The following is a 404-nucleotide window of genomic DNA, read 5'->3' as shown; positions in this document are numbered from 1 at the left end:
AGTGTCCACACAGATGATTGCTGAATAGAATTAGAGAACACAAACATTGTTTGGGTCTGTAGCTCAGCTGGTTAGAGCGCACGCCTGATAAGCGTGAGGTCGGTAGTTCAAGTCTACTCAGACCCACCACTTTGCTAACCTTTTAGCTTGGTAACAAACAATGTTATTCCAGTATTGTGGGGCTATAGCTCAGCTGGGAGAGCGCCTGCCTTGCACGCAGGAGGTCAGCAGTTCGATCCTGCTTAGCTCCACCACCTTACTTTTGAAAGAAAAGCATACTTCGGGTATATCCTGAGTATGAAGTGTGTTTCTCTTTGAGAAGTTAAATTCTCTTGCTCTTTAAAAATTTGGAAAAGCTGATAAATAAATTCTTATAGATATTTTTATCTATAAAGAGTTTTCAA

General features: G+C 40.8%; 2 tRNA genes. Both read left to right on the top strand.

The features are described 5' to 3' along the window. Nucleotides 1-52 precede the first annotated feature (52 nt). Nucleotides 53-129, top strand: a tRNA-Ile gene (locus CWC18_RS17980). Between the two features lie 49 nt (nt 130-178). Further along, a tRNA-Ala gene (locus CWC18_RS17975) sits at nt 179-254 on the top strand. The last annotated feature ends 150 nt before the right edge of the window (nt 255-404 follow it).

The organism is Pseudoalteromonas aurantia, assembly GCF_005886875.1.
GTDB lineage: Bacteria > Pseudomonadota > Gammaproteobacteria > Enterobacterales > Alteromonadaceae > Pseudoalteromonas > Pseudoalteromonas aurantia_A.
The sequence above is the reverse complement of the archived record's forward strand: the minus strand, read 5'-3'. Positions and strand labels throughout refer to the sequence as shown.